Origin of the sequence: Pseudomonas sp. FGI182, from assembly GCF_000511325.1 — a bacterium.
GTDB lineage: Bacteria > Pseudomonadota > Gammaproteobacteria > Pseudomonadales > Pseudomonadaceae > Aquipseudomonas > Aquipseudomonas putida_Z.
Genome location: NZ_CP007012.1, coordinates 2633298 through 2655740, shown reverse-complemented (window position 1 = coordinate 2655740; position 22443 = coordinate 2633298). Strand labels below are relative to the sequence as shown.

The window sequence follows — 22443 nt, the reverse complement described above, 5'->3', positions numbered from 1 at the left end:
AAGGGAGCCGCCGCGCGGTCTGCTCAGGCAAAAGCAGAATTGGAAGAGACCGGATTGGGATGGAAGAACACCCTCTCACGGATTGGTCCTACAGCCACCTCGCCAATTTCCTCATAACCCTGGCGCTGGTAAAAGGCCAGGTAGTGCTCGTTGCCGGTGTCCAGCACCACACCCTGGGTACCAGGGTCGTCTGCGCACCAGTCATGCACAGCTTGTAACAATTGCTCGCCGTAGTGCTTGCCCTGAAATTGCGGGTGCACGCCCAACAGCGGCAGCACATGCACCTCGTCGGTGGGCAGGCAGGTGGCTAGGGCGGCCTGGTAGTCCATGTAACGGCGCGTACAGCGCAGGCCGGTGCCCATCATCATGCGCAGGCGCCAGGCCCAGCTGTCGGCCACGCCCAACCGGCGCAGCGGCGGCACGATCAGGGCGAGTGCGATCAGGCGGTCCTCCACCAGCAGGCCGATGGCGGGCAGTTGCAAGTAGAAGTGCTGGCGTACCCACTCGCGCACCATCACCCGCAGGCGCCGCTCATAGCCTGGGCGCTGGGCCTCGAAGATATAGGCGAAGGTAGGTTCGTGACGGTAGGCGTTGTACAGCAACGAACGCGCCTCGCGGCTGTAACCGTCATCGAGCAGGCAGACACGGGCCGGAGCGGCAGTGGTTTCGGGCATTGCGGGCAGTCCTCCTGGAATGGGCTTACAGTGCCCTGGGAAGGACGTTAGCAGCAGGCTCCCGAAGCCGCCATGCTGGTGATGGCAAGCGATGTCGGCTAGCATCCCGCCTTTTACCGGGATTATCTTTCCATGAAGATCGTCTGTTTCAACATCAACGGCCTGCGGGCCCGCCCGCACCAGCTGGCGGCGCTGATCGAAAAGCACCAGCCGGACGTGATCGGCCTGCAGGAAACCAAGGTCAGCGACGATCAGTTCCCGCTGGCCGACGTGCAGGCGCTGGGCTACCACGTGCATTACCACGGCCAGAAAGGCCACTATGGCGTGGCCCTGCTGTCGCGCCAGGCACCGCTGAGCCTGCACAAGGGCTTTGCCAGCGATGAAGAAGACGCCCAGCGCCGCTTCATCTGGGGCACCTTCGCCGATGCCGATGGCAACCCGATCACCATCATGAACGGCTACTTCCCCCAGGGTGAAAGCCGCGACCACCCCACCAAGTTCCCGGCCAAGCAGCGCTTCTACAGCGACCTGCAGGCGCTGCTGGAAGGCCAGTTCCGCAACGACCAGCCACTGCTGGTGATGGGCGACATGAATATCTCGCCGCAGGACTGCGACATCGGCATTGGCCCGGACAACGCCAAGCGCTGGCTCAAGACCGGCAAGTGCAGCTTCCTGCCGGAAGAGCGCGAGTGGATGGAACGTTTGAAAGGCTGGGGCCTGGTGGACAGTTTCCGCCACCTGTACCCGGAAGTTTCCGACCGCTTCAGCTGGTTCGACTACCGCAGCCGTGGCTTCGAGGACGAACCCAAGCGCGGCCTGCGCATCGACCTGATCATGGCCTCGCAGCACCTGGTGCCGCGGATCAAGGCAGCGGGTGTGGACTATGAACTGCGCGGGATGGAAAAGCCGTCGGACCATGCGCCGATCTGGCTGGAATTGAGCTGATCGCCAGTTGAACGCACAGCACCTGTAGGAGCGGCCTTGTGTCGCGATAGGGCCGCAACGCGGCCCCAGGATGTCAGCGTCGATGCACAAATTGCTGGGGCCGCGTTGCGGCCCTTTCGCGACACAAGGCCGCTCCTACAAGGGCCAGCGTTAACCGCCCCGCACTCGGCTATCGCCAATAGCGCGAATCATCCACCACCCTCGCATGCCCCTCGAACAGCGCTGGCAACTGCTCCTTGAGGTAGTCGATCCAGGTGCGCACCTTGGCATCCAGATAATGCCGTGACGGGTAGATCGCATACAGCGCGCTCTCGCGCAGGCGATACGGCGCCAGCAACCGGCACAACCGCCCCTGCTCGATCGCCTGGCTGGCCGTGTAGAACGGCAGCAGGCCAATGCCCATGCCCAGCTCGCTGGCCACCAGCATGGCGTCGGCGACGTTGGTGGAAAAACTGTCGTTCGGTGCGATCACGCACTGGTCCACCCCTTGCGGGAACACCCAGTCACCTTCGTACATCGGATAAGCCATGCGCAGGCAACGGTGCTGGTGCAGGTCTTCCGGGCGCTCTGGCACGCCATGGGCCACCAGGTAGCTCGGCGCTGCGCAGGGGATGCTGAAAATGTTGCCCAACGGCACGGCGATCAACTGCGAATCCGGCAGCGCCCCGTCCACGGTAATCACCACATCATGCCCTTCGGCCAGCGGGTCGGGGTTGCGCTGGGACAGGGTCAGCTCGATCACCACCTCCGGGCACAATGCGTTGTAGCCGGCCACCAGCGGCATCAGCAACAGGCCCAGGCCGTGCGGGCAATGCAAACGCAGGCGGCCGCGGGGCGTGAGGTGCGCACCACGGGCTTCGCCCACCGCCTCTTCGGTCAGCAACATGATCTGCCGCGAGCGCTCGAGAAACCGCTCGCCCGCCTCGCTCATGCGCAAACGCCGCGTGGTGCGGTGCAGAAGGCGGGTCTGCAGCTGGTTTTCCAGCTCGGCAACGATGCGCGAAACCTGCGCCGCAGAAATGTCCAGGGCATTGGCGGCCGCAGCGAAGCTGCCACATTCCACCACACGGGCGAAGGTACGCATGGCATGCAGCATGTCCATGAAGGTGTGCTCCTTGTTCGGTCTTATTCTTGCGTTACAGGCAGGAATCTATCACGGGTTAGCCCATTTATTGTGGATGACCAATGAATGGATCATTAGCCATACATTGAAAAAAGGAGCCTGCCATGAAACGTTCGATCGCTGTCCTTGCCGTTGCCGCTACTTTCGCCTCGTTCGGTGCCTTTGCCGACACCGGCAGCAACCAGCCGGTCAGCAGCAGCAACTACGAATACGGCATGCCGCTGGATGTGGCCAAGGTCATCTCCATCACCCCGGCCAGCAACGCTGCCGACTGCCAGGTTGGCACCGCGCACATGGTGTATGTCGACCACCAGGGCCAGAAGCGCGAAATCGACTACCGGGAAATGGGCAACTGCTCGCAGCAGTGAGTCAGGCCAGCACCTCGGTGATCCAGCTGACCTGTTGCCTGAAGTCGTCGATTTTCGCCTGAGACACCGCACCGCGGGCCCGCTCGAAGTTGGCCAGGGTCTGCTGCTTCTGCCGCAGCATGCGCCGCCACTTGACCAGGAACGCTTCGCTTTTCTCCTGCACCAGCACCGGGCCGAAGTACAGCTGTTCAGCGGTGTACGCCGCCCCGCCCGGCTCGGCGACGATGATCTCGTAGTCGAAGCGGTTTTCCCGCAGCAGCTCTTCGCTGACGATCCGGTAACCATTGCCCACCAGCCACTGGCGCAGTTCGCGCTCGGCGCCATTGGGCTGCAGCACCAGGCGGGTGACGCCAGCCAAGCGCTGTTTGCCGGCCTCGAGGATTTCGCACATGGTGTCGCCACCCATGCCGCAGATACTGATCACCGAGATGCGGTCTTCCGCCTCGACCGCTGCCAGGCCATTGGCCAGGCGCACGCTGACCCGCCCTTCCAGGCCGTTCCTGCGCACGTTGCGCTGGGCCGAGGCGAACGGCGTCTGCGCCACCTCGCCCGCTACCGCCGCGTCCAGCACGCCGCGCAGCATCAAGGCCACCGGCAGGTAGCCATGGTCCGAGCCGATGTCGGCCAGGCGCGCGCCTTGCGGTACTTGTGCAGCCACGCGCTCCAGGCGCCTGGACAATGTCTGTTCGTTCAACGTAAACCCCTGCTTTGCAATCGGCCGCGATTCTGACGGCGAACGCCGCGCATTTCAAACACCGGGGTGCCCTCGACCATGCCGGCGCGCTCGCGTAGGCTTGCCGCTTTCCTTCCGTAGCAAGGCAAGACACCCCATGGCACAAGCAGACATCATCTACACCCCGGACCCGGACGCCGAGTCGATTTCCTCCGACGTTGCCGAATACAACGGCGTGCTGGTCACCACGCAGATCCCGACCCACGCCGATGGCAGCCTGGAACTGGGCGGCATCGTCGAGCAGAGCGAGTGCACCCTGCAGGCGCTGAAAGTGGCGCTGGAGAAGGCCGGCAGCGGCATGGACCGCGTGCTTCACCTGACCATCTACCTCACCGACATGGCCGACCGCGCGGCATTCAACGAGGTGTACCAGCGCTTCTTCAGCAAGCCCTGGCCGGTACGCGCCGCCGTGGGCGTGGCTGCACTGGCATTCGAAGGCATGCGCGTGGAAGTGACCGCAATGGCCGCCAAGCGCTGACTTTTGCCTGAGGCACGATCCTTGTAGGAGCGGCCTTGTGTCGCGATTGGGGTGCGCAGCGCCCCCAGGTTCTCAGCTGCGCAGCAGATATTGCCGGGGCCGCGTTGCGGCCCTTCGCGACACAAGGCCGCTCCTACAAGCACCCCGATGATGCCGCCAGCCCGTTTCGCCGCTACAATGCCCGCCTAAACCGTGACAGCCCGAACCTATAACGACATGTCCCTTCCAAAGAATCACCTGGAACTGCTCAGCCCTGCCCGTGACGTGGCCATCGCTCGCGAAGCGATCCTGCACGGCGCCGACGCCATCTACATCGGTGGCCCGAGCTTCGGCGCGCGCCATAACGCCTGCAACGAAGTCAGCGATATCGCCGAACTGGTCGAGTTCGCCCATCGCTACCATGCACGCGTGTTCACCACCATCAACACCATCCTCCACGACAACGAGCTGGAGCCCGCGCGCAAGCTGATCCACCAGCTGTACGACGCCGGTGTCGACGCGCTGATCGTGCAGGACCTGGGGGTGATGGAGCTGGACATCCCGCCGATCGAGCTGCACGCCAGCACCCAGACCGACATCCGCACCCTGGAACGGGCCAGGTTCCTCGACCAGGCCGGCTTCTCCCAGCTGGTGCTGGCGCGTGAGCTGAACCTGCAGCAGATCCGCGCCATCGCCGCCGAAACCGACGCCGCCATCGAGTTCTTCATCCACGGTGCGCTGTGCGTGGCCTTCTCCGGCCAGTGCAACATCTCCCATGCGCAGACCGGCCGCAGCGCCAACCGCGGCGACTGCTCGCAAGCCTGCCGCCTGCCCTACACCCTGAAGGATGACCAGGGCCGCGTGGTTGCGTTCGAGAAGCACTTGCTGTCGATGAAGGACAACAACCAGACCGCCAACCTGGCCGACCTGGTCGATGCTGGTGTGCGCTCGTTCAAGATCGAAGGCCGCTACAAGGACGTGGCCTATGTGAAGAACATCACCGCCCACTACCGCAAGGAGCTCGACGCCATCCTCGAAGGCCGCCCGGAGCTGGCCCGCGCCTCCAGCGGCCGCACCGAGCACTTCTTCGTGCCCGACCCGGACAAGACCTTCCATCGCGGCAGCACCGACTACTTCGTCACCGACCGCAAGGTCGACATCGGCGCCTTCGACTCGCCAACCTTCACCGGCCTGCCGGTGGGTGTGGTGGAAAAGGTCGGCAAGCGTGACATGCAAGTGGTTACCGAGGTGCCGCTGACCAACGGCGACGGCCTCAATGTGCTGGTCAAGCGCGAAGTGGTGGGTTTCCGCGCCAACATCGCCGAACCGCGTGGCGAGTTCGAGGAAGACGGCGAGAAGCGCTACCGCTACCGCGTCGAGCCCAACGAAATGCCCGAAGGCCTGCACAAGCTGCGGCCCAACCACCCGCTGTCGCGCAACCTCGACCACAACTGGCAGCAAGCCCTGCAACGCACCTCGGCCGAGCGCCGCGTCGGCGTGCAATGGCACGCGGTACTGCGCGAACAACGCCTGGCGTTGACCGTCACCAGCGAGGAAGGCGTGAGCGCGCAAGTGGCACTGGACGGCCCGTTCGGCCCGGCCAACAAGCCGCAGCAGGCGCTGGACCAGCTGCACGACCTGCTCGGCCAGCTGGGTACCACCATGTACCACGCCGACAGCATCGAGCTGGACGCCCCGCAGGCGTACTTCGTCCCCAACTCGCAGCTCAAGGCCCTGCGCCGCGAAGCCATCGAGGCGCTGACTGCAGCACGGGTGCAGGCGCACCCGCGTGGCGGGCGCAAGGCCGAGACCACGCCACCGCCGGTTTACCCCGAGTCGCACCTGTCATTCCTGGCCAACGTGTACAACCAGAAGGCCCGCGACTTCTACCACCGCCACGGCGTGCAACTGATCGACGCGGCCTACGAGGCCCATGAAGAGCACGGCGAAGTGCCGGTGATGATCACCAAGCACTGCCTGCGCTTCTCCTTCAACCTGTGCCCCAAGCAGGCCAAGGGCGTGACCGGCGTGCGCACCAAGGTGGCGCCGATGCAGCTGATCCAGGGTGATGAAGTGCTGACCCTGAAGTTCGACTGCAAGCCGTGCGAAATGCACGTGATCGGCAAGATGAAAAGCCACATCATCGACCTGCCGACCCCGGGCAGCGCGGTGGCCCAAGTGGTTGGGCATATCAGCCCGGAAGACCTGCTGAAGACCATTCCGCGCGGGCCGCATTGATCGGTAGCCTGCTAGGGCCCTTTCGCGGCTAAAGCCGCTCCCACAGGTGCTGCGCCCCCCTCACGGCCGGTGCAGTACCTGTAGGAGCGGCTTTAGCCGCGAAGAGGCCAGCAAAGACACAAAAAAGTCTCAAATGAGACCATCCCGCTTGATCCCCCTCCCATTTCCTGCACAATGATTGGCATGCGACCCACGCGAGGCATGCCGATGCAACCCACCCCGCACGATGAACGCCTGCTCAAGGCCCTGGCCCACGCCATCGTGGTCCACCCCCGCGCCACCCTCAAGGAGCTGGCCGAAACCGCTGGCGTCAGCAAAGCCACCCTGCACCGCTTCTGCGGCACCCGCGACAACCTGGTGGCGATGCTCGAGAACCATGGTGAACAGGTGCTCAACCAGGTGATCGACAATGCTGCCTTGCACACGGCCGAACCCCTGGCCGCCGTGCGCCACCTGATTTCCGAACACCTCAAGCACCGCGAGATGCTGGTGTTCCTGATGTTCCAGTACCGTCCCGACACCCTGCTGCACGACAACGAAGACCGCCGCTGGCTGGCCTACACCCAGGCGATGGATGCGTTTTTCCTGCGTGCGCAGCAGATGGGCGTGTTGCGCATCGACATCAGCGCGGCGGTGTTCACCGAGATGTTCATCACCCAGATCTACGGCATGGCCGATGCCGAGCGGCGTGGGCGTGCGGCCAGTGCCAATTCGGCGCAGGCGCTGGAGCAACTGTTCCTGCAGGGGGCACTGGCCAGGCCCTGAAAGCGGTCCCTGTAGGAGCGGCCTTGTGTCGCGACGGGGTGCGAAGCACCCCCAGGTTTTCAGCTTCGCCGCAGATATTGCCGGGGCCGCTTTGCGGCCCTTTCGCGACACAAGGCCGCTCCTACATCGACGGCGTCCCCCTTGTGATCACTTGTAAAAAAGGCCCCTGGGCACAAGTCCCAGGGGCCAAAGCGGTTGGATCACCCAACCAAAGGAGCCTTTCTCAGCCGCGCGCCGGCCATCCGCCGCCCAGGGCGCGGAACAGGTCCACCAGCGCCAGCTGCCGCTGCGTACTTGCCTCGATGTACGCCGCTTCGTTCACAAAATCGCTACGCTGCGCATCCAGGTAGCGCAGGTGGCTGTCTATCCCGCCTTCATAACGCGCCTTGGCCAGGGCCACCGTTGCGCGGCTGGTATCGGCCAGGGCCCGACGGGCGATTTCCTCACGCCGCAAGGTATCGGTAGCCGCCAGGGCATCGGCCACCTCACGAAACGCCTGCTGGACCGTCCCTTCATAAGCCGCCACCGCCGAGTCCTTGCGCGCCTCGGCCAGGCTCAGCCCGGCCCGGTTGCGCCCGGCATCGAAGATTGGCAATGACAACTGCGGCATGAAGCTCCAGCTGCGCGAACCGCCATCGAACAGGCCCGATACCTGGGTACTCGACGTGCCAAAACTGCCGGTCAGGCTGATGCGCGGGAAGAATGCCGCCCGCGCCGCGCCAATATCGGCATTGCGCGCCCGCAAGCGGTGCTCGGCGGCGAGGATGTCCGGGCGCCGTTCCAGCAGCGCCGACGGCGCGCCAGGGGCAATGTCCTGCAGCACGCCGGGCGCCGCCTGGCGTTCGGCCGGCAGGGCGTTGGTCGCCTCGCTGTTGCCCACCAGCAGCACCAGCGCGTTGTAGGCCTGGCGCTGTTGGCGCAGATTGCTCTCCAGCTCGGCACGGGACTGCTCGACCAGGCCGAGCGCCTCCTGATGGTCCAGCGCCGTGGCCGTACCGGCGGCGCGACGCTGGCCGATCAGGGCCAGCGAGTCCTCGCGGCTGGCCAGGGTCTGCCGGGTCAGGGCCAGGCGCCGCTCGCTGCCGTCCAGGCTCAGGTAGGCCTGGCTCACTTCGGCGATCAGGGCAATGCGCGCGGCGCGGCCAGCCTCTTCGGTGGCCAGGTACTGCTCCAGGGCCGCATCGCTCAGGCTCTTCACCCGGCCGAACAGGTCCACCTCGTACTCAGGCAACGACAGGCCGACCTGGTAGCTGCTGGCAACGCCTTCACGGCCATCGCCAGACAGCCCGGCGGGCTGGTGCTGGCGGTTGGCGGAAGCCGCGGCGTTCAGCCCCGGCACACGGTCGGCACGCTGGATGCGGTACTGCGCACGCGCCTGGTCGATGTCCAGCAGGGTCTGGCGCAGCGAGCGGTTGTTATCCAGCGCCGTGCTCACCAGCTGGCGCAACACCGGGTCGACGATGAACGCCTGCCAGCCCAGCTGGTCCACCTGTTGCCCGTGGCTGGCGGCATCGTTCCACTGGCTGGCGACTGGCGCCTCGGGGCGCTGGTAGGTCGGTGCCAAAGAGCAGCCGCTGGCCAGCAACGCCAGGGCGAAGGGCACAAACAGATTACGCATGGCCATCACTCCAGCACCTCGACGGCTTGGGCTTGTGGCGCTGGCTTGCGCTTGAGCAGCGACAGCACCCAGACAAAACAGATCGGTACGAACACCACACCCAGCAAGGTGGCGCTGAGCATGCCGCCGATCACCCCGGTGCCGATCGCCCGCTGGCTGGCCGCACCGGCACCGCTGGCGATGGCCAGGGGCACCACGCCGAGGATGAACGCCATCGAGGTCATCACGATCGGCCGGAAGCGCAGGCGTGCGGCCTCGATGGCGGCGTCACGCAGGCTGTAACCCTTCTCCCACAGTTCCTTGGCGAACTCGACGATCAGAATGGCGTTCTTCGCCGCCAGGCCGATGATGGTGATCAGGCCAACCTTGAAGTACACGTCGTTGGGCATGCCGGTGAGCATCACCGCCAGCACCGCACCCAGCGCGCCGATCGGCACGATGAGCATCACCGTCAGCGGGATCGCCCAGCTTTCGTACAACGCCACCAGCAGCAGGAACACCACCAGGATGGCCAGGGCGAACAGGCTGCCGGCCTGGCCGCTGGAGACCTTTTCCTGGTACGACAGGCCGGTCCAGGCGTAGCCGATCCCCGGCGGCAGCTCGCTGACCAGGCGCTCCATCTCGGCCATCGCCTGGCCAGTACTGTAGCCAGGCGCGGCATCACCGGAAATACGGATCGACGGGTAGCCGTTGTAGCGCACGATCTGTACCGGCCCTTCCTCCCAGCGGGTGGTGACGAAGGCACTGAACGGCACCTGCTGGCCATCGGCATTCGGCGCGTACAGGCGCAGCACGCTTTCCGGGGTCATGCGCTCGCCCTGCTCGGCCTGCACCACCACCCGCTGTTGCCGGCCGGCGTTGGTGAAGTCGTTGATCACCGCCGAACCAAAGGCGGTGGCCAGGGTGTTGTTGATGGTCTCGAAGGTCACGCCCAGGGCGCGGGCCTTTTCCCGGTCGATGTCGACCCGCAGCTGCGGCGCCTCGGCCAGCCCTTCCATCATCGCGTAGAGGATGATCGGGTTGCCGTTGGCCTGGCCCAGGATCTGGTCGCGCGCTGTCAGCAAGGCCTTACGGCCCAGGCCGCCACGGTCGAGCAGGCGCAGGGCGAAACCACCGGCGTTGCCCAGGCCATCGATCGGTGGCGGGTTTACCGCCATGATCGCGCCATCGCCGTAGTCGGCGAACTGCGCGTTGATCGCCTGGGTTTCGGCATCCACCGATTGCTCGGCACCGCGCACCGACCAGTCCTTGTAGGTAGGGAACGCCAGCGCGGCGTTCTCGCCCATGCCGGAGAAGCTGAAGCCACTGACCATGAACGCGGAGGCCAGGGCTTCACGCGACATCAGGAACTGCTCCAGGGCCTGCCCGGTACCATCGGTACGCACACGGCTGGCGCCCGGCGGCAGCTGCACGTCGACAATGGCATAGCCCTGGTCTTCCACCGGCACGAATGATTCCGGCAAACGCAGGTAGAAGTAGCCCAGCATCGCCAGGATGCCGGCATACACCAGCATGTAGCGGCCGGCACGGCGCACCAGGGCATTGTTCATTACCGAATAGCGCTCGGTCAGCCGCGCAAAGCCGCGGTTGAAGGCGCCGAAGAAGCCGCGCTTTTCATGGTGCCCAGGGGCCACCGGCTTGAGCAGCGTGGCGCACAGGGCCGGGGTGAAGGTAAGCGCGAGGAAGCCCGAGAACAGGATCGACACCGCCAGCGACAGGGAAAACTGCTGGTAGATCACCCCCACCGAACCCGACATGAACGCCAGTGGCATGAACACCGCCGACAGCACCAGGGTGATGCCGATGATCGCGCCAGACACCTGGCCCATGGCCTTGACCGTGGCATCGGCCGGCGACAGGCCCTCCTCGGCCATGATCCGCTCGACGTTCTCCACCACCACGATGGCGTCGTCGACCAGGATGCCGATGGCCAGCACCATGCCGAACATGGTCATCATGTTCACCGAGAAGCCCATCAGCTTCATCACCATCAGCGTGCCCAGCAGGCACACCGGCACCACGATCGACGGAATCAGCGTGTAGCGGATGTTCTGCAGGAACAGGAACATCACCAGGAACACCAGCACCATGGCTTCGAGCAGGGTGTGGATGACCTTTTCGATGGCCACGTCGACGAAGCGCGAGGTGTCGTACGGCACCGAGTACTCGACGCCTTCGGGGAAGAACTCGCTCAGCTCGGCCAGGCGCTGCTTGACCAGCTCGGCGGTTTTCAGCGCATTGGCGCCCGGCGCCAGCTGCACCGCACCGGCCACCGCAGGCTTGCCGTCCAGGCGCGAGGAGAAGTTGTAGCTTTCCATGCCCACTTCCAGGCGTGCGACATCGGCCAGGCGCACCAGCGAACCGTCCGGGTTGGCGCGCAGCACCACGCGGCCGAACGCCTGTGGGTCGTCCAAGGTGCCTTGCACCGCCAGGGTAGCGGTCAGCTCTTGCTGGCTGCTGCCAGGCGCACTGCCGAAGCTGCCAGCCGGCACCTGCACGTTCTGGCCACGGATGGCGTTGCTCACCTCATCGATGGACAGCCCGTAGCCGACCAGCTTCTGTGGGTCTACCCACACACGCATGGCAGCTTCCGACGAGAAGAACTGCAACTTGCCCACGCCCGGTACCCGGCGCAGCTCGTTGTTGATATTGCGTGCGGCATAGTCGCCCAGCGCCGTGGTATCGGCCTGGCCGGCGCCGTCCTTGTAGCTGAGGGCGTAGATCAGCAGGAAGCCGGCACTGGTCTGCTCGACCTGGATACCTTGGGTAATCACCGCCTGCGGCATGCGCGCCTCGGCCTTCTTCAGGCGGTTCTGCACATCGACCTGGGCCAGCTCCGGGTCAGTGCCCGGTTCGAAGGTGACCACCACCTCGGCCATGCCGTTGGAGTTGTTGGTGGACTCGAAGTACAGCAGGTTCTTGGCGCCGTTGAGCGACTCTTCGATGATGCTGGTCACCGATTCCACCAGCACCTTGGCCGAAGCGCCCGGGTAGGTAGCGGTGATGGTGATCTGTGGCGGAGCCACGTTGGGGTACTGGGCCACCGGCAGCGTGGGAATTACCAGCAGCCCGGCCAGGGAAATGAACAACGCCACGACCCAGGCGAAGTTCGGCCGCTTGATGAAGAACTTGGACATCTCGTAACCCTCGCCTCAACGCGCCGCGGCTTGTTGCGCCGGGGCCGGTGCCACCGGCATGCCCGGGGCCAGGCCGGCAGGGCTGCCAACGATCACCTGGTCACCTGGGCGCAGGCCCTCGGTCACCTGCCAGCGGGCACCGTGCATGGCACCGGTGCGCACGCTGCGCGCCTCGGCAACCCCGCCAATGCCCACCAGCATCACCCGCGCTTCACCGTCGCTGCCGCGCTGGATGGCGCGCTGCGGGACGAGGATGGCTTGGTTGTCGGTGCCTTGCGGGGTGCGCACGCGCACGTACATGCCCGGCAGCAGGATGCCGTCGGCGTTGTCGAAGCGGCCACGCAGGGTGACCTGGCCGGTACCGCGGTCGACCGCGACGTCGGTGAACATCAGCGCGCCCGGGCGCTCATAGTCGGTGCCTTCCACCCGGGCGGTCAGGGCCTGCTGGTCACCGGCCGCCAGCGCGCCGTCCTTCAGTGCCTGGCGCAGGCGCAAGGCATCGGCGGCGGACTGGGTGAAATCGACGTAGATCGGGTCGAGCTGCTGGATACGCGCCATCAGCGTGGCGTCACCCTGCCCTACCAGTGCACCTTCGGTGACCAGTGCGCGGCCGATGCGGCCAGAGATCGGCGCCTTGACCGTTGCATAGCCCAGGTTCAGGCGCGCGGTCTCGACATCGGCCTGGGCCGAACGCACCGCGGCCTGGCCGCTGCGCAGCTCGGCGCTGGCGGTGTCGAAATCCTGCTGGCTGACCGCCTCGATTTTCACCAATGGTTCGTAGCGGCGCACCCGCGCCTGGGCTTCGAGCATTACCGACCGGGCTTTGGCCAGGTCGGCTTCGGCGCGTGCCAGCGCGGCCTTGAATGGCGCAGGGTCGATCTGGAACAGCACATCGCCGGCCTTGACGTCGGCGCCCTCTTCAAAACGCTTGTGCAGGACGATGCCGGCCACCCGTGCGCGCACCTCGGCGACACGCATGGGCTCGACCCGGCCCGGCAGGGTTGCCGCCAGGGTCAGTGGTTCGCTGGCGACCGTCACGGTCTGCACCGGAAAGGCGCTTTGGGCCGCAGACGGCGGCGCTTCCGCTTCGCCGCAGCCGGCCAGCGCGACTGCTGCCGCCAGGCAGCTGGCCATTCCTATTGCACGCAAGTTGCTCATGATTCACCCGAGCTTTAGATGGAAAAACGGCCCGAATGATATTGGCGAAGTCAAAATGAGTCAATTTTGTCTCATTTGATACTTTGTTAACAATTGTGAAGCCTGTCCGGTGTAGGAGCGGCCTTGTGTCGCGATCGGCCGCGCATCGGCCGCAATTCAGGCGCTGCCGTGTGTACTGGAGATACGGGATGCAGGTTTGGCGGCCGCTTCGCGCCCGATCGCGACACAAGGCCGCTCCTACAGGGATCGCGCAGGGCCCAGGCTTGGCGCCATGCCTGTAGAGGACCTTGAAGCCTGCACGGTCAGTGTGGGAGCGGGTTTACCCGCGAACACCGGCGTAGCCGGTGCCATCCACCGCGGCGCCTGCTTCGCGGGTGAACCCGCTCCCACAGGGATCGCGCAAGGCCCCGGGGCTGACGCCATGCCTGTAGAGGCAATGGCCTGAATCAAAGACCTTGAAGCCTGCACGGTCAGTGTGGGAGCGGGTTTACCCGCGAACACCGGCGTAGCCGGTGCCATCCACCGCGGCGTCTGCTTCGCGGGTGAACCCGCTCCCACAGGGATCGCATCAGTACATGACCTTTGCGCTGCTGCTCAGCGAATCTGATGCTTGTGCAGCAACCGATAGAAAGTCGGCCGCGATATACCTAGCACCTTGGCCGCCACGCTCAGGTTGTCACTGTGCCGGCTGAGTACATCGCACAGCGCCTGGCGCTCGGCCCGGTGCTTGTACTCCTCCAGCGTACCCAGCGGTTGCTGCATCTGGTCGAGGGTCTGCAATCCCAGGTCCTGCGCCTCGATTTGCCGGCCTTCGGCCAGCACCAGCCCGCGCCGCACCCGGTTGGCCAACTCGCGGACATTGCCCGGCCAGTCATGCCGGCCCATGGCCGCCAGGGCATGGTCGCTGAACGAACGCGGTCGACGCCCGGTTTCCAGACTGTAGAAATGGGCAAAATGGCTGGCCAGCATCGACAAGTCGCCATGACGGTCGCGCAAAGGCGCGGTCACAACCTGCAACACGTTAAGGCGGTAATACAGGTCTTCGCGAAAACGCCCTTGCTCGATGGCCCTTTCCAGGTCCACGTGGGTTGCCGCCAGCACCCGCACATCCACCGGAATCGGCTGGCTGCCCCCCACGCGCTCGATGTGCTTTTCCTGCAGAAAACGCAGCAAGTTGGCCTGCAACTCCAGCGGCAGGTCGCCAATTTCGTCGAGGAACAACGTGCCACCATGAGCCGCTTCGATGCGCCCGGCCTTGCGCTGATGAGCACCGGTGAAGGCGCCCTTCTCATGGCCGAACAGTTCCGACTGGATCAGGTGCTCGGGGATCGCCCCGCAGTTGATGGCAATGAACGGCTGTTCGCTGCGTTGCGACTGACGGTGCAGGGTGCGGGCCACCAGTTCCTTGCCGGTGCCGCTTTCACCGCGGATCAGCACCGGCGATTCAGTAGGCGCCAGCTTGCCCAGCAGCTTGCGCAACTCGCGGATCGGGCGGCTGTCACCGAGCAGCTCGTGGCTGGTTTCATCCACCCTCGCCAGCCCTTTGCCACGCAGGCGCGCCATGCCGAAGGCCCGGCCCAGGGTGACCTGCACGCGGGAAACGTCGAACGGCAAGGTGTGGAAGTCGAAGAACCATTCACAAACGAAATCGCCGACGGCCGGCATGCGCAACTGTTCGGCGCTGAGCACGGCAATCCATTCGGTGTTGCTGCGCTTGATCAAGTCCTTGACCCCGTCCGGGCGCCTGAGGTGCGACGCCTGCAAGCGCAACAGGCCCACATCGCAAGGATGATCCAGCGCGGCACCGAGCATGCAGCTGTCCACATCCCAGCCTGCGCTGCGCAATCCAGGCAACAAACGGTGGCAGTCATCGCAGGGGTCGACGATGAGCAAACGGCGTAGAGCGGCAGGCTGCTGCATGACCGATCCTTGGCGCCAGTTTTCGGTTTTTTGAAATAAAACAGTAAGTTGTGGCGCCCGATTAACAGTAGCAACGAAGTTGACGGTTCCCAGTACCGTCTGTCTGCCGAATCATTTTTTTACAATCAGTGACGGGAATTTTCGCACTTTATCGACATCACATGGCGGCATGGGCAAGAACGGATTCGAACCTGGCAAATTTTTTTACAACCAATGTGTGACTCGCCACCGGACAACGAGCATCAGTACACATAACCCCGCGCTGCACTTCGCGATAACCGAGGCGACTTTGAAGCAACGCGGACTTACCTGGATGTTTGGGACCATAGAGAGACCGAACCATGAATGCCCCGCTCCGTGTCAACGAAGCACTGCTGATTGCCGACCACGCCTTCGAACCTTTCCAGTGCGTAGCCTGGGATGCACCCAACGGTACTGGTGAACTGAGCCTGGCAGTGATCGACCGGACCAGCACCCGCATCGGCAGCAAGCAAGTGTCCTCGCGTATCTACTCCGACCCGGCCCAGTGGGCCAGCCTGATCGAGGAAGTGCGCGCCGAACTGTGCGAAAAAGGTTACGACCTGCAACCGTGGTCAATGCCCAAATAATATCGGCCGGCAAACCAAGTGCGTGCACCGTCACGCACTTGTACAACTTCCGGGTTGCTGTTCTGGCAACTTTTCTTATTGCGACATAGTGTCGCATCGATACTTTTTCAATCCACCAACCTGAACTGTTGCAGGTGCTGGTAATCAGCCTGAAGTTGTTGTGCCAGACGCTGCGCACGGCCCAGGCGCACCGGCGCCAGTTCCATATCCACCAGCAAAGTGGCGCACGGCATCGGCTGCACGGCATTCCAGTGCTGCAGGCGACCGTCGGTAAACACCAGGCAGCGCAATGCTTCTTCAGGGTGGGCCCGTTGCCGCGCCTGCAACCAGTGCCGAGCCTGTTCCAGTGCTGCGATCAACGGCGTGCCGCCACCGGCACCCAAGGCTTGCAGCCAGGGTTGCAAAGCGGCCGAGGCCTTCAGGCCGTGGCGCTGCCACTGCGGTGCGCGCCCGCTGGCGGTAAGCAGGGCCAGCCGGGCACGCTGGCGGTAGGCCTGGTCGAACAGCGCCGCCAGCAGCCCTTTGGTTTGTGCCAGCGCCTGGTGGCGGCGGGTCGAGGCTGACGCATCGACGATTACCAGCCACAGTTCTGCGGGCCTGGCCTGGCGTTGCTGCCAGCACAGGTCCTGGCGCTGGCGTGGCCGGCCCTTGAGCAGGGTCGGCAGCCAGGCCACCCGACCGGCCGCGGCACTACGCGACCGGCCTCGGCTGGCACCGTACTGCTTGCCTGCGCCTGCTTTGGCATCCGCCCCTTTGGCTGGTGGCTGGGGGATGCTCAGGGCTTTTTTGCCCAGTTCGGCACCTCGCGGCGGGCGCCGCTGGCCACGGGCTGCGCCGCCATCGCACCCCAGTCGCCCTGCCCGCCCTGTTCGCCAGGGTTGCCTGCGCCTTGCCGATCGGGTTGTTGCTCAGGCTGCTGCGGTGCCGCAGGGAGGTTGGCCTGGGGCGCAACGCGGCGGCGATGGCGCAAGGCGAACTCGGCCACTGCATCGACATCGCCCTCTTCGATGGCCTCGCCGCCGCGCCAGGCACAGTGGGCGCGCGCGGCGCGCAGCCAGACCAGATCGGCGCGCAGGCCGTCGACCCCGGCGGCGTAGCAGCGTTCGGTGATCCAGGCCAACGCCTGGTCGTCCAGGGCAATGCCGGCCAGGGCCTGGCGCGCCGCCTGGCAGCGCTCGCGCAATTGCGCCTGGGCCTCGGCCCATTGCGCGCAGAACGCTTGCGGGTCGCTGTCGAAGGCCAGACGGCGGCGAATGATCTGCTGGCGCGCTTCAGGCTCGGGCAAGCCTTCCAGGGCCACGTTGAGGCCAAAGCGGTCGAGCAACTGCGGGCGCAGTTCGCCCTCCTCCGGGTTCATGGTGCCGATCAGTACGAAGCGGGCACTGTGCCGGTGCGAGATGCCGTCGCGCTCGATGCGGTTGGTGCCACTGGCCGCCACGTCGAGCAGCAGGTCGACCAGGGTATCGGGCAGCAGGTTGACCTCATCGACATACAGCACACCGCCATCGGCCTGGGCCAGCACCCCCGGGGAAAACTGCGCCTTGCCCTGCCCCAGCGCGGCATCCAGGTCGAGGGTGCCGACCAACCGTTCTTCGCTGGCGCCCAGTGGCAGGGTGACGAACGGGCCCTCGCCGAGCAGGTCGGCCAGGCCACGGGCCAGGGTGCTCTTGGCCATGCCACGCGGCCCCTCGATCAGCACGCCGCCGATCTTCGGGTCGATGGCGGTCAGGCACAGCGCCAGTTTCAGGTCGTCGGCACCGACCACGGCTGCCAGTGGAAATTGCACGGGTTCACTCATTTCAAGCCTGTTCCTCGCCGTCGAGCAGTTGTTCCTCGAGGGCTTCGCGGTAGTCGCCAGGCGCCTGCCACAGGCCGCGCTGCTGGGCCTCCAGCAAACGCTCGGTAAGGTCGCGCAGGGCCTCGGGGTTGTGCTCGCGCATGAAGTCGCGGGTCGCCGGGTCGAGCACGTAGGCATCGGCCAGCGCCTGGTAATGATGGTCGTCGATCAGCTGCGTGGTGGCGTCGAAGGCGAACAGGTTGTCGACCGTCGCCGCCATCTCGAAGGCGCCTTTGTAGCCATGGCGCTTGACCCCGTCGATCCACTTCGGGTTCAGCGCCCGGGCGCGGATGACCCGGTTCAGCTCTTCCTTGAGGGTACGGATGCGCGGCCGGTCGGCCTGGCTGTGGTCGCCGTGGTAACTGGCCACTGCCGCACCAGACAAGGTTTCCGACGCCGCCAGCATGCCACCCTGGAACTGGTAGTAGTCGTTGGAATCGAGCAGGTCGTGTTCGTGGTTGTCCTGGTTCTGCAGCACCGCCTGCACCTTGGCCAGGCGCTGGGCGAACTGGGCCCGGGCCGGGGCACCGTCGTCGCTGGCGCCGTAGGCATAGCCGCCGTGGTTGAGGTAGACCTCGGCCAGGTCGTCGCGGCTGTGCCACAGGCGCCCGTCGATGGCGTTCTGCACCCCGGCGCCGTAGGCCCCGGGCTTGGCACCGAACACCCGCCAGCCAGCCTGGCGCGCGGCCTGCTCGGCGTCCACGCCCTGCGTCTGCAGCGCGGCGCGCTCGCTACGCACGCGGGCGGCCAGGGGGTTGAGATCGTCGGGTTCGTCCAGCGCGGCCACCGCCTGCACTGCGGCATCGAACAGGCGGATGAGGTTGCCGAAGGCATCACGGAAAAAGCCGGAGACGCGCAAGGTCACGTCCACCCGCGGGCGGTCGAGCAGGCTGAGCGGCAGGATCTCGAAATCGTCGACCCGCTGGCTGCCCGTGGCCCACACCGGTCGCACGCCCATCAGCGCCATGGCCTGGGCGATGTCGTCGCCGCCGGTACGCATGGTTGCCGTGCCCCACACCGAAAGGCCGAGTTGGCGCAGGTGATCGCCGTGGTCCTGCAGGTGGCGCTCGAGGATCAGGTTGGCCGAGGCGAAGCCCAGGCGCCAGGCGGTGGTGGTGGGCAGGTTGCGCACGTCCACGGTATAGAAGTTGCGGCCGGTGGGCAGCACGTCCAGGCGCCCACGGCTGGGCGCACCACTGGGACCGGCGGGCACGAAACGCCCGGCCAGCGCCGCCAGCAGGCCATTCATTTCGGCGCTGCCGCAGGCGTCCAGGCTGGGTGCCACCGCTTCGCGCAGCGCCTGCACCACATCGTGCACCGGCTGCCATTCGCTATGGGCTGGTAACTGTGCGGTGCCGCCCAGCGCCTGGTCGATTACCTGCAGCGCCAACAGTTCGAGGCGTTCGCGGGTATCGCCACAGGTGCGCCAGGGTTCGCTGCTCATGGCCTGCAACTGCTCGGGGCGTGCGCCCTGCCACGGCTGCCCGAGCTCGCAATCGAGCGGGTCGAAACCCGGCACCAGCGCCTTGGCCAAAGCCCGCAGCAGGCTGGCATTGCCGCCGCGACCGTCGCCACGCTCGACCCGCAACAGCGCCAGCAAGGTATCCAGGCGCAGCCGGCCTTCCGGGGACTGGCCGAACACATGCAGGCCATCGCGAATCTGCGATTCCTTCAGGTCGCACAGGTAGGTGTCCAGGCGCGGCAGCCACACGGCAGCATCGTCCAGTTGGCCTTCCAGCTGCAGTTCGCGGTCGATGTGGTTGGCCTTGACCAGTTCGAGAATGTCGCGTTGCAACTCGCGGGCCCGCCGCGGGTCGAGCAGCTGCGCTTCGTAGAACTCGTCGGCCAATTGCTCCAGGTGGCGCAACGGGCCATAGGTTTCGGCACGGGTCAGCGGCGGCATCAGGTGGTCGATGATCACCGCCTGGGTGCGGCGCTTGGCCTGGGCACCCTCGCCCGGGTCGTTGACGATGAACGGGTAGATGTTCGGCAGCGGGCCGAGCAAGGCGTCCGGCCAGCACTGCGCCGACAACCCGACGCCCTTGCCGGGCAGCCATTCGAGGTTGCCATGCTTGCCGACGTGGATCACCGCGTCGGCGGCAAAGGCATGGCGCAGCCAGAAGTGAAACGCCAGGTAGCCGTGCGGCGGCACCAGGTCCGGGTCGTGGTACACCGCGCTGGGGTCCACCTGGTAGCCCCGCGCCGGCTGGATGCCGACGAAGGTCAAGCCGAAGCGCAGGCCGGCCACCATCAGCCGGCCACTGCGGTACATCGGGTCCTGCTGCGGTGGCCCCCAGCGTTCCAGCACGGCCTGGCGGTTGGCCTCGGGCAGGCGCTCGAAGGCGGCCTGGTAGTCGGCCAGGCTGAGGCTCTGCGCGCAGGGGCGCAGGTCCAGATGGTCGAGGTCGTTGGTCACGCCCCCGAGCAACTGGTGGATCAGTTGCGTGCCACTGCCCGGCAAGTCGGCCAGCGGATAGCCTTCGGCCTGCAGGGCCTTGAGGATGTTCAGCGCCGCCCCTGGCGTGTCCAGGCCAACGCCGTTGCCAATGCGGCCATCCCGGGTCGGGTAGTTGGCCAGCACCAGGGCCACGCGCTTTTGCGCATTCGGCAGGCGCGCCAGTTCGACCCAGCGGCGGGCCAGTTCGGCGACAAAGTCCATGCGCTCGGGGTGGGCGCGGTAGCAGACCACGTCGGACTGGCTGCGCTCGCTGCGCCAGGCCATGTCCTTGAAACTGACCGGGCGGGTGATGATGCGCCCGTCCAGTTCGGGCAGGGCAATGTGCATGGCCAGGTCACGCGCCCCCAGGCCCTGCTCGCTGGCTTCCCAGCCGGGCTGGTTGTCTTGCGCGCAGATGGCCTGCAGCACCGGGATGTCGCGACGGAACGGGCGCAGGTTGGGCCGTTCGGGGCTGGACAGGGCAAAGCCGGTGGTGTTGACCAGCACTTCGGCACCCACCTCGTCCAGCCAGGCTTCGACCTGCTCCAGGCAGGCGCTTTCCTTGAGGCTGGCCACGGCGATCGGCAACGGGTTGAGCCCGGCGGCCTGCAGGCGCTGGCAGAACACATCGATGAACGCGGTGTTGGCCGCCTGCAGGTGCGAGCGGTAGAACAGCAGTGGCGCCACCGGCTGTTCGGAATGCCACTGCGGGTACCAGTCCTCCAGCGTGGCGCTGCCCTTGGCCGGGTGATACACGGCGGTGCGCGGTAACGGCTGCGGCTCGTCCCAGGCATAGTCGCGGCCCAGCCACTGGCTGGCCAGGCAGTTGAACAGGTTGATGGCGTTGGCCTTGCCGCCCTGGCGCAAGTAGTGCCAGAGGCGTTCGGCCTGCTCGCCGCTGACACTGCCCAGGCTGGTCAGCTCCGGGTCCGGGCGGTCGTCGCCCGGCACCAGGATCAGTTGCACGCCACGGCCGGCCAGTTCGACCAGTTGCTCGACGCCATAGCGCCAGTAACCGACGCCGCCGTGCAGCGACACCAGGATGACCTTGGCATGGCGCAGCACCTGGTCGACATACAGGTCGACCGAGGCATGGTTCTGTACCTGCATCGGGTTGGCCAGGCGCAGGCTGGGGTAATCCTCGGGCAATTGCTCGGCGGTATCGGCGAGCAATGCCAGGTGCGAATCGCCGCTGCAGAGAATCACCAGCTCGGCGGGCGTCTGGCCGAGGTCGGCAATGCTGTCATCCGGCACGAAGCCGCCGGGCTGGGTCCGCAGCAGGTGCATGGGTCAGGCGCCCAGTGCCTGGCGCAGGCGCGCTTCCAGCTGGGCGGCGTCGAGGTCCTGGCCGATCAGCACCAGGCGGGTGATGCGCGGCTCGTCGGCGCGCCAGGCGCGGTCGAAGTGCTTGTCGAAACGGGTGCCCACGCCTTGTACCAGCAGGCGCATCGGCTTGCCCGGGATGGCAGCGAAGCCTTTGGCGCGCAGGATGCCGAATTCCACCACCAACTGGGTCAGGGCGTCGAGCAGCAGGCTTTCGTCGGCTTCGGGCAGGTCGATGGAGATGGAGTCGAAGGCGTCGTGGTCATGATCGTCATGGTCATCGCCGTCATGATGCGAATCGTGGTGGGTACGGCGGCCATTGATGTGCGCCTCGGACTCGGCGCCCACGCCCAGCAGTACCTCCAGCGGCAGCTTGCCGCTGCTGGCCTCGATCACCTTGACCGCCGGCGGCAGTTCTTCGGCCACCTCGGCGCGGACCTTGGCCAGGCCTTCGGCGTCGATCAGGTCGGCCTTGTTCAGCACCACCAGGTCGGCGCTGGCCAGCTGGTCGGCGAACAGTTCGTGCAGCGGCGACTCGTGGTCCAGGTTGGGGTCGAGCTTGCGCTGGGCATCGACCTGGTCCGGGTAGGCGGCGAAGGTGCCGGCGGCCACGGCCGGGCTGTCGACCACCGTGATCACCGCGTCGACGGTGCAGGCATTGCGGATTTCCGGCCACTGGAAGGCTTGTACCAGCGGTTTGGGCAGGGCCAGGCCGCTGGTTTCGATGAGGATATGGTCCAGGTCGCCACGGCGTGCCACCAGCTCGCGCATCACCGGGAAGAACTCTTCCTGCACGGTGCAGCACAGGCAGCCGTTGGCCAGCTCGTAGACGCGACCGGTGGCTTCTTCTTCGGTGCAACCGATGCTGCACTGCTTGAGGATTTCGCCGTCGATGCCCAGTTCGCCGAACTCGTTGACGATCACCGCAATGCGGCGGCCCTGGGCGTTGTCGAGCATGTGGCGCAGCAAGGTAGTCTTGCCCGAGCCGAGGAAGCCGGTGACGATGGTGACGGGGAGCTTGGCCAGTGTTTTCATGTCGCATTGCCCTTGGCAGATTGGCGCGGGCATGCAGGACGACAGCCACGGGCCAGGCCGGCCGGGC

At 65.8% G+C, this 22443-nt stretch carries 17 protein-coding genes; 6 read left to right on the top strand and 11 right to left on the bottom strand.

Going from position 1 to position 22443, the window contains the following annotated elements:
* Positions 1–23: 23 nt before the first annotated feature.
* On the bottom strand, positions 24–674 hold the full coding sequence (locus C163_RS11735; protein ID WP_025338932.1) for an N-acetyltransferase: 651 nt from the start codon (positions 672–674) through the stop codon (positions 24–26).
* Positions 675–806: 132 nt separating this feature from the next.
* Between C163_RS11735 and xthA the strand changes: the two genes are divergently transcribed.
* A complete protein-coding gene (xthA, locus tag C163_RS11730) occupies positions 807–1619 on the top strand; it encodes an exodeoxyribonuclease III (RefSeq protein WP_025338931.1) in 813 nt (270 codons plus the stop codon).
* Positions 1620–1788: 169 nt separating this feature from the next.
* Here the strand turns inward: xthA and C163_RS11725 are convergent, their stop codons facing one another.
* Positions 1789–2721 (bottom strand): LysR family transcriptional regulator, encoded by a 933-nt coding sequence (locus tag C163_RS11725; RefSeq protein WP_025338930.1) that lies wholly within the window; start codon positions 2719–2721, stop codon positions 1789–1791.
* Between the two features lie 125 nt (positions 2722–2846).
* Between C163_RS11725 and C163_RS11720 the strand changes: the two genes are divergently transcribed.
* Entirely contained in the window at positions 2847–3110 is a 264-nt protein-coding gene (locus tag C163_RS11720; protein ID WP_025338929.1) for a DUF2790 domain-containing protein, read from the top strand.
* A gap of 1 nt (position 3111) precedes the next feature.
* Here C163_RS11720 and C163_RS11715 read toward each other — a convergent pair whose 3' ends face one another.
* Entirely contained in the window at positions 3112–3804 is a 693-nt protein-coding gene (locus C163_RS11715; protein WP_025338928.1) for a tRNA (adenine(22)-N(1))-methyltransferase TrmK, read from the bottom strand.
* A 136-nt stretch (positions 3805–3940) separates the two neighbouring features.
* Here C163_RS11715 and C163_RS11710 point away from each other — a divergent pair, with 136 nt between their 5' ends.
* From C163_RS11710 to C163_RS11700, 3 genes are all read left to right on the top strand, one after another.
* Positions 3941–4321 carry a RidA family protein gene (locus C163_RS11710; RefSeq protein WP_015270613.1) on the top strand — a complete coding sequence of 127 codons (381 nt, stop codon included), beginning with the start codon at positions 3941–3943 and terminating at the stop codon, positions 4319–4321.
* Between the two features lie 216 nt (positions 4322–4537).
* Complete coding sequence (locus C163_RS11705) at positions 4538–6538, top strand: U32 family peptidase (protein WP_025338927.1); 2001 nt, start codon at positions 4538–4540, stop codon at positions 6536–6538.
* A gap of 207 nt (positions 6539–6745) precedes the next feature.
* Entirely contained in the window at positions 6746–7303 is a 558-nt protein-coding gene (locus C163_RS11700; protein WP_025338926.1) for a TetR/AcrR family transcriptional regulator, read from the top strand.
* Positions 7304–7526: 223 nt separating this feature from the next.
* Here the strand turns inward: C163_RS11700 and C163_RS11695 are convergent, their stop codons facing one another.
* The 4 genes from C163_RS11695 to C163_RS11680 all read right to left on the bottom strand — a co-directional run bounded on the left by C163_RS11695 (position 7527) and on the right by C163_RS11680 (position 15136).
* Positions 7527–8927: an efflux transporter outer membrane subunit gene (locus tag C163_RS11695; RefSeq protein WP_177325758.1), complete on the bottom strand. Its 1401-nt coding sequence runs from the start codon at positions 8925–8927 to the stop codon at positions 7527–7529.
* On the bottom strand, positions 8927–12058 hold the full coding sequence (locus tag C163_RS11690; RefSeq protein ID WP_025338924.1) for an efflux RND transporter permease subunit: 3132 nt from the start codon (positions 12056–12058) through the stop codon (positions 8927–8929). The genes C163_RS11695 and C163_RS11690 overlap by 1 nt, the downstream gene beginning before the upstream one ends.
* Positions 12059–12073: 15 nt before the next feature.
* Positions 12074–13216 carry a MexC family multidrug efflux RND transporter periplasmic adaptor subunit gene (locus C163_RS11685; RefSeq protein ID WP_025338923.1) on the bottom strand — a complete coding sequence of 381 codons (1143 nt, stop codon included), beginning with the start codon at positions 13214–13216 and terminating at the stop codon, positions 12074–12076.
* A 594-nt stretch (positions 13217–13810) separates the two neighbouring features.
* Positions 13811–15136, bottom strand: coding sequence for a sigma-54 dependent transcriptional regulator (locus C163_RS11680; RefSeq protein WP_025338922.1), 1326 nt, complete (start codon positions 15134–15136; stop codon positions 13811–13813).
* Positions 15137–15477: 341 nt separating this feature from the next.
* On the opposite strand from C163_RS11680, the gene C163_RS11675 reads away from it, so the two are divergent.
* On the top strand, positions 15478–15744 hold the full coding sequence (locus C163_RS11675) for a hypothetical protein (RefSeq protein WP_013972506.1): 267 nt from the start codon (positions 15478–15480) through the stop codon (positions 15742–15744).
* Between the two features lie 107 nt (positions 15745–15851).
* Here C163_RS11675 and C163_RS11670 read toward each other — a convergent pair whose 3' ends face one another.
* The 4 genes from C163_RS11670 to cobW all read right to left on the bottom strand — a co-directional run bounded on the left by C163_RS11670 (position 15852) and on the right by cobW (position 22376).
* Entirely contained in the window at positions 15852–16418 is a 567-nt protein-coding gene (locus tag C163_RS11670; RefSeq protein WP_025338921.1) for a VWA domain-containing protein, read from the bottom strand.
* Between the two features lie 101 nt (positions 16419–16519).
* Positions 16520–17542, bottom strand: a complete 1023-nt coding sequence (locus tag C163_RS11665; RefSeq protein ID WP_025338920.1) for an ATP-binding protein — start codon at positions 17540–17542, stop codon at positions 16520–16522.
* Between the two features lies 1 nt (position 17543).
* The gene (cobN, locus tag C163_RS11660) at positions 17544–21305 is read right to left on the bottom strand and encodes a cobaltochelatase subunit CobN (protein ID WP_025338919.1); all 3762 of its coding nucleotides are present in this window, start codon (positions 21303–21305) and stop codon (positions 17544–17546) included.
* A 3-nt stretch (positions 21306–21308) separates the two neighbouring features.
* Positions 21309–22376 (bottom strand): cobalamin biosynthesis protein CobW, encoded by a 1068-nt coding sequence (gene cobW / locus C163_RS11655; protein ID WP_025338918.1) that lies wholly within the window; start codon positions 22374–22376, stop codon positions 21309–21311.
* Between the last annotated feature and the right edge of the window lie 67 nt (positions 22377–22443).

Bases quoted from the DNA above. Each gene is read 5' to 3' on its own strand.
- C163_RS11700 (WP_025338926.1), top strand. From the start codon at position 6,746: ATGCAACCCACCCCGCACGATGAACGCCTGCTCAAGGCCCTGGCCCAC.
- C163_RS11710 (WP_015270613.1), top strand. From the start codon at position 3,941: ATGGCACAAGCAGACATCATCTACACCCCGGACCCGGACGCCGAGTCG.
- C163_RS11685 (WP_025338923.1), bottom strand. From the start codon at position 13,216: ATGAGCAACTTGCGTGCAATAGGAATGGCCAGCTGCCTGGCGGCAGCA.
- cobW (WP_025338918.1), bottom strand. From the start codon at position 22,376: ATGAAAACACTGGCCAAGCTCCCCGTCACCATCGTCACCGGCTTCCTC.
- cobN (WP_025338919.1), bottom strand. From the start codon at position 21,305: ATGCACCTGCTGCGGACCCAGCCCGGCGGCTTCGTGCCGGATGACAGC.
- C163_RS11690 (WP_025338924.1), bottom strand. From the start codon at position 12,058: ATGTCCAAGTTCTTCATCAAGCGGCCGAACTTCGCCTGGGTCGTGGCG.
- C163_RS11720 (WP_025338929.1), top strand. From the start codon at position 2,847: ATGAAACGTTCGATCGCTGTCCTTGCCGTTGCCGCTACTTTCGCCTCG.
- xthA (WP_025338931.1), top strand. From the start codon at position 807: ATGAAGATCGTCTGTTTCAACATCAACGGCCTGCGGGCCCGCCCGCAC.
- C163_RS11705 (WP_025338927.1), top strand. From the start codon at position 4,538: ATGTCCCTTCCAAAGAATCACCTGGAACTGCTCAGCCCTGCCCGTGAC.
- C163_RS11725 (WP_025338930.1), bottom strand. From the start codon at position 2,721: ATGGACATGCTGCATGCCATGCGTACCTTCGCCCGTGTGGTGGAATGT.
- C163_RS11675 (WP_013972506.1), top strand. From the start codon at position 15,478: ATGAATGCCCCGCTCCGTGTCAACGAAGCACTGCTGATTGCCGACCAC.
- C163_RS11665 (WP_025338920.1), bottom strand. From the start codon at position 17,542: ATGAGTGAACCCGTGCAATTTCCACTGGCAGCCGTGGTCGGTGCCGAC.
- C163_RS11680 (WP_025338922.1), bottom strand. From the start codon at position 15,136: ATGCAGCAGCCTGCCGCTCTACGCCGTTTGCTCATCGTCGACCCCTGC.
- C163_RS11695 (WP_177325758.1), bottom strand. From the start codon at position 8,927: ATGGCCATGCGTAATCTGTTTGTGCCCTTCGCCCTGGCGTTGCTGGCC.
- C163_RS11735 (WP_025338932.1), bottom strand. From the start codon at position 674: ATGCCCGAAACCACTGCCGCTCCGGCCCGTGTCTGCCTGCTCGATGAC.